11 protein-coding genes are annotated in these 12385 nt (G+C 67.3%); 10 read left to right on the forward strand and 1 reads right to left on the reverse strand.

Translation table 11 applies throughout. The features are described 5' to 3' along the window. The first annotated feature begins 91 nt into the window (after window positions 1–91). On the forward strand, window positions 92–988 hold the full coding sequence (mutM, locus tag JHD80_RS03195) for a bifunctional DNA-formamidopyrimidine glycosylase/DNA-(apurinic or apyrimidinic site) lyase (RefSeq protein WP_199084932.1): 897 nt from the start codon (window positions 92–94) through the stop codon (window positions 986–988). Window positions 989–992: 4 nt separating this feature from the next. Here mutM and JHD80_RS03200 read toward each other — a convergent pair whose 3' ends face one another. After that, window positions 993–1547, reverse strand: coding sequence for a lipocalin family protein (locus JHD80_RS03200; protein WP_248311365.1), 555 nt, complete (start codon window positions 1545–1547; stop codon window positions 993–995). A gap of 192 nt (window positions 1548–1739) precedes the next feature. Between JHD80_RS03200 and JHD80_RS03205 the strand changes: the two genes are divergently transcribed. The 9 genes from JHD80_RS03205 to recQ all read left to right on the forward strand — a co-directional run bounded on the left by JHD80_RS03205 (window position 1740) and on the right by recQ (window position 12271). Then, on the forward strand, window positions 1740–2513 hold the full coding sequence (locus JHD80_RS03205) for an enoyl-CoA hydratase (RefSeq protein WP_199084933.1): 774 nt from the start codon (window positions 1740–1742) through the stop codon (window positions 2511–2513). A 108-nt stretch (window positions 2514–2621) separates the two neighbouring features. Beyond that, window positions 2622–3605, forward strand: a complete 984-nt coding sequence (locus JHD80_RS03210; protein WP_199084934.1) for a threo-3-hydroxy-L-aspartate ammonia-lyase — start codon at window positions 2622–2624, stop codon at window positions 3603–3605. 181 nt (window positions 3606–3786) lie between these two features. Next, on the forward strand, window positions 3787–4053 hold the full coding sequence (gene rpsT, locus JHD80_RS03215; protein WP_047581773.1) for a 30S ribosomal protein S20: 267 nt from the start codon (window positions 3787–3789) through the stop codon (window positions 4051–4053). Between the two features lie 806 nt (window positions 4054–4859). Then, window positions 4860–6353 (forward strand): chromosomal replication initiator protein DnaA, encoded by a 1494-nt coding sequence (dnaA, locus tag JHD80_RS03220; RefSeq protein WP_199084935.1) that lies wholly within the window; start codon window positions 4860–4862, stop codon window positions 6351–6353. 152 nt (window positions 6354–6505) lie between these two features. After that, window positions 6506–7621 carry a DNA polymerase III subunit beta gene (gene dnaN / locus JHD80_RS03225; RefSeq protein ID WP_199084936.1) on the forward strand — a complete coding sequence of 372 codons (1116 nt, stop codon included), beginning with the start codon at window positions 6506–6508 and terminating at the stop codon, window positions 7619–7621. Window positions 7622–7868: 247 nt separating this feature from the next. Next, the gene (gene recF / locus JHD80_RS03230; protein ID WP_199084937.1) at window positions 7869–8996 is read left to right on the forward strand and encodes a DNA replication/repair protein RecF; all 1128 of its coding nucleotides are present in this window, start codon (window positions 7869–7871) and stop codon (window positions 8994–8996) included. Window positions 8997–9229: 233 nt separating this feature from the next. After that, window positions 9230–9844, forward strand: coding sequence for a LysE family translocator (locus JHD80_RS03235; protein WP_199084938.1), 615 nt, complete (start codon window positions 9230–9232; stop codon window positions 9842–9844). Between the two features lie 5 nt (window positions 9845–9849). Next, on the forward strand, window positions 9850–10203 hold the full coding sequence (locus JHD80_RS03240; RefSeq protein WP_199084939.1) for a hypothetical protein: 354 nt from the start codon (window positions 9850–9852) through the stop codon (window positions 10201–10203). A gap of 229 nt (window positions 10204–10432) precedes the next feature. Continuing rightward, on the forward strand, window positions 10433–12271 hold the full coding sequence (gene recQ / locus JHD80_RS03245) for a DNA helicase RecQ (RefSeq protein ID WP_199084940.1): 1839 nt from the start codon (window positions 10433–10435) through the stop codon (window positions 12269–12271). The last annotated feature ends 114 nt before the right edge of the window (window positions 12272–12385 follow it).

A 12385-nucleotide genomic window follows, 5' to 3' on the forward strand; every position in this document is an offset into this window, starting at 1 on the left:
CTGTCTTGTATTCGCCTGAGCCGATCAATAGCCAAAGGCGGCGGGCTTGTCGCGGGCCCTCTCGACGCAGGCTTTATGTGAGGTCGCTGATATGCCGGAGCTACCCGAGGTCGAAACTGTCCGGCGCGGGCTGGAGCCGGCCATGCTGGGCGAGCGCTTCCAGCGCGTCGAACTCCGCCGGCCGAACCTGCGCTTTCCCCTGCCGGAGCGCTTCACCGAGCGCCTGACCGGCCGGCGCATCGAGGCCCTGTCGCGGCGGGCGAAATACCTGATCGCCGATCTCGACGACGGCGAGGCGCTCGTGATGCATCTGGGCATGAGCGGGCGCTTCATCGTCGAGGCGCCCGGAACGCCGCCGACCGAGCCCGGCGCCTATTACAATGAGATCGGCCGGCACCTGATCCACGACCATGTCGTGTTCGAGATGGGGACCGGCGCGCGCATCACTTATAATGATGTGCGCCGCTTCGGCTTCATGGATCTCGTCCCGCGCGCCGAGCTGGCCACGTCGAAGCATTTTGCGGGCATGGGCATCGAGCCGCTCGGCAACGAACTCTCCGGCGAGATGCTGGCGAAGCTCTTCGCAGGCAAGTTCGCGCCGCTCAAGGCCGCTCTGCTCGACCAGCGGCTCGTGGCGGGCCTCGGCAATATCTATGTCTGCGAGGCGCTGTTCCGGGCCGGGCTCCATCCGGAGGCGGAGGCCGGGACGATCGCGACGCCGACCGGCCGGCCGCGCGAGAAAGCGCATGAGCTCGCCCGCATCATCCGCGAGGTGCTGGAGGAGGCGGTCGCGGCGGGGGGCTCGACGCTCCGCGACTTCGCCCATGCCGACGGCTCGCTCGGTTATTTCCAGCACCGCTTCAAGGTCTATGACCGCGAGGGCGAGGTCTGCGTCACGCCGGACTGCGGGAATCTGGTGAAGCGGCTGGTGCAGTCGGGACGCTCGACGTTTTATTGCGAGAGCTGCCAGCCAGCCAAGCGCCCCTAGCGCCTCAACGACGTGGCTGCTCGGGGAATTCGAGCTTCGTGACGTCGTAGCCGAGCGCAGCCGCGCGCGCGACCAGCCGCTTGCGCTGGGCGGCACCGATCTGCGGATCGCGCGTGAAGATATAGAGATCGCGCAGCGTCGGATCGGCCGAGATGAACCAGCTATAGTCGTCGGCGCGGTCCAGAACCCAGTAGTCGCGCTGCACGGGCACGAAGCCGTAGAGCTTGTAGTCCACACGCAGCTTGGCGTTGAAACCGGGGTCAAGGATCGTGCCGGGCCCACCGACCGTCTTGAGCTCGCCCTGCGGGCTGCCCATGCGGCAGGAATCGAGCACCTGAATGCCACCCTTGCGATCCGGCCCGTATTCGGTCGCACCGGCCACGCAGCCATCCGTGATCGTCATGGGGCGGCGTGCGATCTCGCGCCAAGTGCCGGTATAGAAGCGCGCGACATCGATCCGCTTGCGCGGTTCGGGCGCCTTGTCCGCACCGGTCATCGCGGTTCCGGCACAGCCGGCGAGCGTAAGGGCCGCGACGGCAGCGAGCAGGATGGATTTCATGTCGGCCTCCCACTGGACCAGCGGCCGGTCTTGCCGCGCTTCCATAGGAATACGCGCGGGGGCACCCGCCGGATCCCTGCGTTCTCCCGCTTCTGATGATCTTTGCGCATTTCGCATTGCCGCTCCTGCCCGTGGACTTGACCTGCTGACGCCCGCTAAAGCTTTCGGGATAGAACCATCCGGGAGGCCGCCATGGCTTATGAGACCATTCTCGTCGAGACGAAGGGCAAGGTCGGGCTGATCACGCTCAACCGCCCGCAGGCGCTGAACGCGCTGAACGGCCAGCTCATCGGCGAGATCAACCAGGCGCTCGACGGTTTCGAGCGCGACGGCGGCATCGGCTGCATCGTCATGACCGGCTCCGAGAAGGCCTTCGCCGCCGGCGCCGACATCAAGGAGATGCATGGCCGCACCTTCCCGGGCACCTATCTCGACGACAAGTTCGAGGACTGGGACCGGATCGGCCGGCGCAAGAAGCCGATCATCGCGGCGGTTGCGGGCTTCGCGCTCGGCGGCGGCTGCGAACTCGCCATGATGTGCGACTTCATCATCGCCGCCGACAATGCCCGGTTCGGCCAGCCCGAAATCAATCTCGGTGTCATTCCCGGTGCCGGCGGCACTCAGCGCCTGACCAAGGCGGTCGGCAAGGCCAAGGCGATGGACCTGATCCTCACCGGCCGGATGATGAATGCCGAGGAAGCCGAACGCTCCGGCCTCGTCGCGCGCGTCGTTCCTCTGGCCGATCTCATGGGCGAGGCGCTGAAGGCGGCCGAGGCGATCGCGGCGAAATCGCTGCCTTCCCTGCTGATGGCGAAGGAATCGGTCGAGCGCGCTTTCGAGCTAGCCCTTCAGGAGGGGTTGCGCTTCGAGCGCCGCATCTTCTCCTCGCTCTTCGCCACCGCCGACCAGAAGGAGGGGATGTCCGCCTTCGCCGAGAAGCGGAAGCCCGATTTCAAGAACAGCTGAGCCGCCGGCCATCGCCTGCCGCATGGCGGCGTCGAGCGCCGCCGCCTTGATGAACCGACGCTCCTGCTGGCAGATAGCTCCCGTCTTTCGCCAGCAGGATTTCCCGCGATGAACGCCCAGACCGGACCGTCCCTCCCGACCTATGCCGATGTCGAGGCCGCGGCCGGAAGGCTCAAAGGCATCGCCCATCACACGCCGGCGATGAGCTCCGCCACCGCCAACCGGCGGACGCAAGCCAGCCTCGTCTTCAAGCCCGAGAACCTGCAGCGCATGGGCGCCTTCAAGTTCCGCGGCGGCTATAACGCGATCGCCTCGCTCTCGCCCGAGCAGAAGAAGGCCGGCGTCGTCACCTATTCCTCCGGCAACCATGCCCAGGCCATCGCCTATGCCGGCCAGCTCCTGGGCGTGCCGACCACGATCATCATGCCGAACGACGCTCCTGCCGCGAAGGTCGCGGCGACCGAGGGCTATGGCGGCGAGGTCGTGCGCTATGACCGCTATACCGAGAACCGCCTCGAGATCGGCAACAGGCTCTCGGCCGAGCGCGGTCTGACGATCATTCCGCCCTACGATCATCCTGACGTCATCGCCGGCCAGGGCACCGCGACCAAGGAGTTGATCGAGGATGCCGGCCCGCTCGACATCCTGCTCGTGCCGCTCGGCGGCGGCGGGCTTCTGGCCGGCGCGGCGCTTGTCGCCAAGGCGCTGAACCCGGGCTGCCGCGTCTTCGGCGTCGAGCCGGAGGCCGGCAACGATGGCCAGCAATCGCTGCGCAAGGGCGAGATCGTCGCGATCGGAGTACCCAAGACGATTGCCGACGGCGCCCAGACCGCCTTTCTCGGCGACCTGACCTTCCCGATCATCCAGCGCGAGGTCGAGGACATCGTCACGGTGAGCGACGACGCGCTCGTCGACGCGATGCGCTTCTTCGCCGAGCGCATGAAGCTCGTGGTCGAGCCGACCGGGTGCCTTGCCGCGGCGGCAGCCTTCACCGGCGCCGTGCCGGTCGAAGGCAAGCGCGTCGGCATCATCCTCTCCGGCGGCAATGTCGATCTGGCGGGTTTCGCCCGCTTCATCGCACCCTCGGCGTGAGTTCGGCGGGCTTGCGGCAATTCCGGCGTTGACGTAGCGCCGGCAAGCGATTATAGCCCCACCACTCGCGGCGGCCCGCGCAAGCTCGGCCGCCGCGCACGTTTTTCCAGCAAGGATGCGGCCAGCCCCGCCGGCAATGACGCCAGGCGCCCGGTCGCGATGAAGAGACGAGGACGTTTCGATGGCCAATACGACGTCGGCCAAGAAGGCTACGCGCAAGATCGCGCGGCGCACCGAGGTCAACAAGGCGCGCCGTTCGCGGATGCGCACCTTCCTGCGCAAGGTCGAGGAGGCGATCGCTTCCGGGGACAAGGCGGTTGCCGCCGAGGCCCTGAAGGCCGCCCAGCCGGAAATCATGCGCGCCGCGCAGAAGGGCGTGGTTCACAAGAACACCGCCTCGCGCAAGGTCTCGCGCCTGGCGCACCGGATCGGCGCCCTGGCTTCCTGAGCCTGAAATCACATCGTTTCGACGACCCGAAAGCCCGGCCGCAAGGCCGGGCTTTTTCGTTGGCTTCATGGCCGCTGTGTCGCGTTCGCCACAGCCTTCCAAGGAACAGGACAAAGCCGATTTCAAGCGATTTTCGCAGGCTTTCCACGGCCTTGCAGACTTGACTCTCAGGCACCGTTCAGGGCGCGAAACCGGGCTCCCGACCGGACTCCACCGCACATAAAAAGACGTGATTTTTCATCAGGTTAGCGGGCAAAGGATTTTGGAAGACGGAATCGCGGCGACTCTGCGGCAGGCTTTCCGGGGAGCCGCAAAAAAAGATTCGGCGGCAGACCGGCAAGGGGGCATGAAGAAAATCTTAAGTTCCCCAACCAATTGCGGCAGACATCCCCATCAATCGGAGTGCCTCGTCGGGCCCGAGTCTCGGAAGCCGGCTGAAAGGGATGTTGCAGCCCGCCGAGAGCGCCTTGTAAGGTCCTTTCATCGCCCGGCGGACAGCAATGACCGCCGCGGGATTTCCAGAGATGATCAGCGTTTTGGCTCGCGACCATGGAGGTTGGAGGATGTGACCCTTTGTCTTTCTTGATTGAGATGAAGGGTGGCGTCGTCTTTCGGCGAGCCTTCCAAGCGTAATCAGCAGAACCGGAACCGAGGCCCGAAGCGGCGCGATGCGCCCGTCGGGACAGGAACCATTTTGACCGGAACAACAGCGCGGGAACGGAGGCCAGGAAGCGGCCGCCGAACCCTGAGCGCGTAGATTTTGAAGAACGGGGCGATTGATGTTCGAGCGGCAGGATTTCGGAGATATGGTCGAGACGGCGCCGGTTGTTGTGACGATCGCTGCGGAAGAGACCGCCGCCGTCCAGATCGGGGAGGTTTCGATTCAGGAAGCGTGGGAGCGCGTGCGGCGGCGCCTGCGGGCCGAGCTTGGCGAGGATGTCTTCTCGAGCTGGTTCGGCCGGCTGGAGATCGCGGGCATCGTCGAGGGCGTGGCCTATCTCACCGTCCCCACCCGCTTCCTCAAGAGCTGGCTCGAGGCGCATTATACCGAGCGCCTGCGGGTGAACTGCATGGCCGAGCTGCCGGCGCCGAACGGCGTGATGCTCTCGGTCCGGACCGTGTCGCGCGACCCGGCCGCCCAGCCGCAGATCGAGGCGCTGCGCAGCCGCCCCGCGACGGTGGCGAGCCCTGCCCCGGCCGAGACCGGCCGCCCCGCCGTCGCAAGCGCCCCCCAGGCCGGCGAGAGCGAACTCGTCGATGCCTGCGGCACCGGGCTCGACCGGCGCATGAGCTTCCAGAGCTTCGTCGTCGGCAAGTCGAACCAGCTCGCCTTCGCAGCGGCCGAGCGCATTGCCGCCGCGCCTGCCGGCCAGAGCCCGTATAACCCGCTCTATCTCCATGCCGGCGTCGGCCTCGGCAAGACGCATCTGCTGCAGGCGATCGCCCAGGAAGCGCGCCGGCAGGGCAAGCGCGTCGCCTATTTCACCGCCGACCGCTTCATGTACGGCTTCGTCGCGGCGCTGAAGTCGCAGACGGCGCTCGCCTTCAAGGAGAAGCTGCGCGGCATCGACCTGCTCGTCGTCGACGACGTGCAGTTCATCCAGGGCAAGTCGATCCAGCAGGAATTCGGCCACACGATCAACGCGCTGCTCGATGCCGGCAAGCAGATCGTCGTCGCCGGCGACCGTCTCGCCGGCGAACTGGAAGCGCTCGACGAGCGCATCCGCTCGCGGCTCGGCGGCGGCCTGGTGGTCGAGGTCGGCGAGCTCGACGAGACGCTGCGCGCCACGATCCTCTCCAGCCGGCTGGAGGCGCTGCAAGCCGCCCATCCGAATTTCCAGGTCAGCCCCGATGTCATCGCCTATGTCTCGCGCGTCGTCGCGACCAATGGCCGCGACCTGGACGGCGCCGCCAACCGCCTGCTCGCCCATGCGACGCTGTCGGGCCAACTCGTGACGCTGGAGACGGCGGAAGCCGCGATCCGCGACCTCGTCCGCACCCGCGAACCGCGCCGGGTCAAGATCGAGGACATCCAGAAGCTGGTCGCGACGCGCTACAATGTCAGCCGCGCCGACATCCTCTCGGAGCGCCGCACCGCAGCCGTGGTGAAGCCGCGCCAGATCGCGATGTATCTGTCGAAGGCGCTGACGCCGCGCTCGCTGCCCGAGATCGGACGCCGCTTCGGCGGGCGCGACCATACGACGGTGCTGCATGCCGTGCGCAAGATCGAGAAGGCGATCAGCGAGGACCGCTCGCTGCATGACGAGGTCGACCTGCTGAAGCGCATGCTGCAGGAGTGATATCCGCGGACATTAGCCACTGCCGTCAAATGGTTGTGGTTGCCGGAGCGGGCAGGCCTTGCGCCCCCGCCCGGTGTCCGGCAATGTCGCCGGCCACTCATTCGGCTCGCGCAGCGATGCGCGGGCGGCCAGCGCCAGAAGACTAGACAATCATGAAGGTCACGGTCGAACGTTCCACGATGCTCAAGTCGCTTGGCCACGTCCATCGCGTGGTGGAGCGCCGCAACACGATCCCGATCCTGTCGAACCTGCTGCTCAGTGCTTCCGAGAACGGGCTGCGCCTGAAGGCGACCGATCTCGATATCGAGGTGGTGGAGACGATCCCTGCGGATGCAGCCGAGCCCGGCGCCACGACCGTTCCGGCCCACACCCTCTACGACATCGTCCGCAAATTGCCTGATGGCGCCCAGGTCTCGCTGGAGACCACCGGCGACAGCGGCCTCGTGCTCCGCTCCGGCCGCTCGCGCTTCCAGCTCCAGACGCTGCCCGAGAGCGATTTCCCGGATATCACAGCGGGCGAGATGGCCCATCGCTTCGTCCTGCCGGCCGGCGAATTGAAGCGCCTGATCGACAAGACCCAGTTCGCGATCTCCACCGAGGAGACGCGCTATTATCTCAACGGCATCTATCTCCACACCATCGATGTCGATGGCCACCCGGTGCTGCGTGCGGTCGCGACCGACGGGCATCGCCTCGCCCGCGTCGATACCGCCGCCCCGAAGGGCTCGGTCGGCATGCCCGGCGTGATCGTGCCGCGCAAGGCCGTCTCCGAAATCCAGAAGCTGCTGGAAGACGGCGAGAGCGAGGTCGCTGTCGAGCTCTCCGGCTCGAAGATCCGCGTCGCCACGGCCAGTGTCGTGCTGACCTCGAAGCTGATCGACGGCACCTTCCCCGATTACCAGCGCGTCATCCCGAGCGGCAACGACAAGCGCCTGACCGTCGACAAGGGCGATTTCGCCGCGTCGGTCGACCGCGTCTCGACGATCTCGTCCGAGCGCGGCCGGGCCGTGAAGCTCTCGATGGCGGACGGGCGCATGACGCTCTCGGTCACCAACCCGGATTCGGGCTCGGCGACCGAGGAGATCGAGGTCGATTACGAGGCGAGCCCGCTCGATATCGGCTTCAACGCCCGCTACCTGATGGATATCGCCGCCCAGCTCGACGGCGACACCGCGCTGCTGAAGCTCGCCGATCCCGGTTCGCCGACCGTGATCCAGGATCGCGAAGGGGCCTCCGCGCTCTACGTGCTGATGCCGATGCGCGTCTGATCCGGCGCATTTGTCGTTCTCTGACGGAATCTCCGCCGTCATTCCGGGGCAAGCGCGCAGCGCTTGAGTCCGGAACCCAGAACCGCCCGCACTGGCGGAGAGGGCGGCGAGAAACAAGCTTTTTTATCAGAGGGCATCGGTTCTGGGTTCCGGGCTCGTGCCTTCGGCCCGCCCCGGAATGACGGGGAGGTTCCGCCAAGACCATAACGCAGCCGGGTCGCATCGCCCCGGAGGAGTTGCCCATTCCATGGCCGCCGTTGCGCGCCTGATCCTGCAGGATTTCCGTTCCTACGAGGCCCTCGATCTCCCGGTCGAGGGCCAAATCGTTGCGCTCGCAGGCGAGAACGGAGCCGGCAAGACCAATATCCTCGAAGCGCTCTCGCTGTTCACGCCGGGGCGCGGCCTGCGCCGCGCCGAGATCACGGCAATGGCGCGTCAGGGCGGCGACGGCTCCTTCGCCGTCTCGATCACGCTCGCCGATGAGGCGGGCCGGCTCGGCATCGGGCTGGGCGCACTCGATGCAGAGGGGCGCCGGCCGCGGCTGGCCCGGATCGACGGCACGAATGTCGGCTCGGCGCTGGCCTTCAGCGACTATCTGCGCGTGGTCTGGCTGACGCCGGATCTCGACGGCCTGTTCCGGGGCGCGGCCGGCGATCGCCGCCGCTTCCTCGACCGGCTGGTGCTGGCGATCGATCCGAGCCACGCGACGCGCTCGAACGCGCTGGAGCGGGCGCTGCGCTCGCGCAACCGCATCCTGGAAGAGAGCCCCGGGCAGGGCCAATGGCTCGACGCGATCGAGCGCGAGGTCGCCGAGCTCGGTGTCGCGGTTGCTGCCGCGCGGGCCGAGACCGTGGCGCGGCTTTCCGCCATCATCGCCGAGACGCGCGACGAAGCCTCGCCCTTCCCCTTCGCCGATATCGCGCTTTCCGGCGAGATCGACGCGCTCGTCGCCCGCCTACCGGCCGTCGATGCCGAGGACGCCTATCGCGACCTGCTGCGCCAGAGCCGCCATCGCGACCGGGCGGCCGGGCGCACGCTCGCGGGGCCGCAGGCCTCCGATCTGGAGGTGCGGCACGGGCCGAAGGATATCCCGGCCGGACAGGGCTCGACCGGCGAGCAGAAGGCGCTGCTGATCGGGCTCGTGCTGGCGCATGCCAGGCTTGTCGCGGCGATGAGCGGGATTGCGCCGCTCGTCCTGCTCGACGAGATCGCCGCCCATCTCGATCCGCGCCGCCGCGCTGCGCTCTACGAGGGGCTGACCGGGCTCGGCTGCCAGGTCTGGATGACCGGGGCTGACGCTGCCCTGTTCGGTGATCTGCCGGCCGGCGCGCAGCGTTTCGCGGTGACGCCGGGGCGGATCGATCCGCTCGGTTGATCGGTCAGGCCACGGCTTGCGATGGGACGCCTGCCGCTGGTCCTGCTAATCTCCGCTGATCTTGCCGAGAAATACGCCGTCATCCCGGGCTTGACCCCGGATCCATGCCAGAGCGCTTCCGACCAAAGCTCAGGCATGGATCCCGGCTCTACGCTTCGCTTCGGCCGGGATGACCGCGTGGTTTCGTGTCGAATGAGCGCGCACCAGCATCGCTGGACATTGGGAGGCTTTCCATGGACATTTCCAGCCTTGCCCTGTTCGCCGGCGTGTATTTCCTCGCCGTCGCCTCGCCCGGCCCGGCCATCGCGGCTTTGGTCGCGCGCTCGCTATCCTCGGGCTTCCGGCGTTCGCTGCCCTTCCTCGCAGGCATCGTCGCGGGCGATCTCGTCTGGTTCACGCTGAGCGCGCTGGGCTTGAGCGTGCTGATGCAGAGCTTTCACGGCATCTTCGTCGCGATCAAATATGCCGGCTGCGCCTATCTCCTCTATCTCGCCTGGAAGGCCTGGACGGCGCCCGCCGAAGCACCGAAGCCCTCCGCTGCCGCTCGTGGCGAGGGTGCGCGCCTGTTCCTCGGCGGCATTGCGCTGACGCTCGGCAATCCCAAGGTCATGGTGTTCTTCCTGTCGATCCTGCCGCTCGTCATCGATCTCAACGCGATGAGCATGCTGGCCTTCGTCGAGGTCGCCGCGCTGATCGCCCCGATCATCACGGGCACGCTGATGGCCTATGCCTATGCGGCAGACCGGGCCCGGCGCCTTGTCGCCAGCCCGCGCGCGATGCGCTGGATCAACCGGACGACCGGCGGCGTGATGGCGGGCGCCGCTGCCGCGATCGCGACGCGGAGCTGAGCGGCTTGGCTCTGGCGGCCGGCCTCATCGATCTCGGCTTCGCGCTGTTCCACGCCGCGTTCCGGCGGCTGTTCGGCTGGCCGGAACGGCTCGCCCCCTCCGGCAGCCTGAACGCGGCGATCACGCAGACGCTGAACGCGATGCTGATCTTCGTCTTCCTGGCCTATGGCGCGACCCTGATCTGGCTGGCCGGGCAGGGAGGCGTGCATCCGGTCTTGCCGCTGGTGGGCGCCGCGTTCTGGGGCCTGCGACTGACGCTGCAATTCATCTGGTTCGACCTCAGGCCCTGGCCGTCCAAGCTCATCACGGCGATTTTCGCTCTGGCGATCGCGATCCATCTGCTGGCCGTCAAAGTCTGAGGCCCATCCAGCCTTCACGCCGTCATCCCGGACTGAGCCCTCGGGTCCGATCTTCGATCGGCCCAAGGTTAAACTCCGCGGATATCGGGAGTTCGTCGTAGAGCGCAGCGCCTTACGATGGATCCCGGGGCAAGCCCGGGATGACGGTGGTGGTTCCGAGGGATATCGACACAGGCTTTGGCCTCGAAAGGCTGGCCAAGCGCGCCCGGCTGCGGCACATCCCTTGTCCATGTCGCCATCCCGCGAATCAGACGCCCGCGCGATCCTCAAATCCGTCTGGGGCTACGACGATTTCCGCCCCGGCCAGTGGGAGGTGATCGCCGCCGCGCTCGATGGCGAAGACGTCTTCGCGGTGATGCCGACCGGCTCCGGCAAGTCGATGTGCTATCAGTTGCCGGCGCTGGTCGCGGGCGGGCTGACGCTGGTCGTCTCGCCGCTGATCGCCCTGATGCGCGACCAGGTCGGGCAGCTCGTGCGGGCCGGCGTATCGGCCGCCTCGCTCAACTCGATGAATACGGAGGAAGAGGCGGCGCAGGCCTGGGACAGACTGAATTCCGGCGATCTCAGGCTGCTTTTCGTCTCGCCGGAACGGCTGGCCGGCGAAGGGCTGGTCGGCCGCCTGAAGCGCCTCGGCGTGACCCGGCTCGCCATCGACGAGGCGCATTGCGTCTCGCAATGGGGCCATGATTTCCGCCCGGAATATCGCCTGCTCGCCAAGACGCGCGAGGCGCTGGGCGGCGTGCCGGTAACGGCCCTGACCGCGACTGCCGACCGGCAAACCCAGGCCGATATCGCCCAACAGCTCTTCCCGCAGCCGCCGCACATGGTGGTGCATTCCTTCGACCGGCCGAACCTGAAGCTCGCCTTCGCGCCGAAGGAGCAGCCGCGCCGGCAGATCGACGATTTCCTGCGCCGGCACCACAATGGCTCCGGCATCGTCTACTGCTCATCGCGCAGCAAGACCGAGCGCCTCGCCACCGCGCTCAGCGAGAAGGGCTGGAATGCCCTGCCCTATCATGCCGGGCTCGAACAGGAGACGCGCAACCGCAACCAGGACATCTTCCTGCAGGAGGACGGCGTCGTCGTCTGCGCCACCATCGCCTTCGGCATGGGCATCAACAAGCCCGACGTCCGCTTCGTCGTCCATGCCGATATGCCCGGCTCGATCGAGGGCTATTATCAGGAGATCGGCCGCGCCGGGCGCGACGGGCTGCCGGCGGATACGCTGACCCTCTACGGCGTCGACGACATGTCGCTCCGGCGCCGTCAGATCGACGAGAAGCCGATCGACGACGAGCGCCGGCGCATCGAGCACAAGCGCCTCAACGCAATGATCGATCTCTGCGAGAACGCGCTCTGCCGGCGCAGCGCCTTGCTAGCCTATTTCGGGGAGGAAACGCCGACCTGCCGGCATGGCAACGCACCGTTCCGCTGCGATCTCTGTAGTGCGGAGGCGCCCGCGTTGCAGGATGCGACGCTCGATGCGCGAAAACTGCTCTCGGCGGTCATCCGCTCGGGCGAGCGCTTCGGCGCCGGCCATCTCGCCGATATCCTCACGGGGACGACGACCGAGGTCATCCGCCGCCAGAACCATGACGGCCTGAAGACCTTCGGCGTCGGCGCCGACAAGCCCAAGGCCGCCTGGATGGGCCTGACGCGCAAGCTCTTCGCGGCGGGCGCACTGGCCGAGGCCAGCATCGAGCATGGCGGTTTCAAGCTGACGCCGAAGGGCGAAGACATCCTGTTCGGACGCGAGGAGATCGCGCTCAGGGCCGATCCCTTCGCCGAACGCCGCTCCCGCCGCACCGAGCGCGATGCGGCCCGCGCCGACGGGCTCGACGAGGGCACGGCCGGCCTGTTCGAGCATCTGCGCAAGCTCAGGCTCCAGATCGCCCGCGAGGAAGGCGTCGCGGCCTATATCATCTTCACCGACCGGACGCTGATCGCGATGGCCCGCGAGCGGCCGCTGGGCCTGGACGAGATGCGGGCGATCGAAGGCGTCGGCGAACGCAAGCTCGCGCAGTACGGCGAGGCCTTCGTCGAGGCGATCTCGGAGTTTCGTGGGTAAGCGGACCGCTTTTCGTTCCCCGCGAGGTCATCCCGGCCGGAGCGCAGCGAAGAGCCGGGATCCATGCCTGAACCTTTTCGGGAATGCTCCGGCATGGATCCCGGGTCTCCCTTC

The organism is Allobosea sp. ASV33 (assembly GCF_016428755.1).
In the GTDB taxonomy this organism is placed as follows: domain Bacteria; phylum Pseudomonadota; class Alphaproteobacteria; order Rhizobiales; family Beijerinckiaceae; genus Allobosea.

What these genes read in the sequence shown, in the direction of transcription:
- mutM (WP_199084932.1), top strand. Translation starts at nt 92, where the DNA reads ATGCCGGAGCTACCCGAGGTCGAAACTGTCCGGCGCGGGCTGGAGCCG.
- JHD80_RS03200 (WP_248311365.1), bottom strand. Translation starts at nt 1,547, where the DNA reads ATGAAATCCATCCTGCTCGCTGCCGTCGCGGCCCTTACGCTCGCCGGC.
- JHD80_RS03205 (WP_199084933.1), top strand. Translation starts at nt 1,740, where the DNA reads ATGGCTTATGAGACCATTCTCGTCGAGACGAAGGGCAAGGTCGGGCTG.
- JHD80_RS03210 (WP_199084934.1), top strand. Translation starts at nt 2,622, where the DNA reads ATGAACGCCCAGACCGGACCGTCCCTCCCGACCTATGCCGATGTCGAG.
- rpsT (WP_047581773.1), top strand. Translation starts at nt 3,787, where the DNA reads ATGGCCAATACGACGTCGGCCAAGAAGGCTACGCGCAAGATCGCGCGG.
- dnaA (WP_199084935.1), top strand. Translation starts at nt 4,860, where the DNA reads ATGGTCGAGACGGCGCCGGTTGTTGTGACGATCGCTGCGGAAGAGACC.
- dnaN (WP_199084936.1), top strand. Translation starts at nt 6,506, where the DNA reads ATGAAGGTCACGGTCGAACGTTCCACGATGCTCAAGTCGCTTGGCCAC.
- recF (WP_199084937.1), top strand. Translation starts at nt 7,869, where the DNA reads ATGGCCGCCGTTGCGCGCCTGATCCTGCAGGATTTCCGTTCCTACGAG.
- JHD80_RS03235 (WP_199084938.1), top strand. Translation starts at nt 9,230, where the DNA reads ATGGACATTTCCAGCCTTGCCCTGTTCGCCGGCGTGTATTTCCTCGCC.
- recQ (WP_199084940.1), top strand. Translation starts at nt 10,433, where the DNA reads ATGTCGCCATCCCGCGAATCAGACGCCCGCGCGATCCTCAAATCCGTC.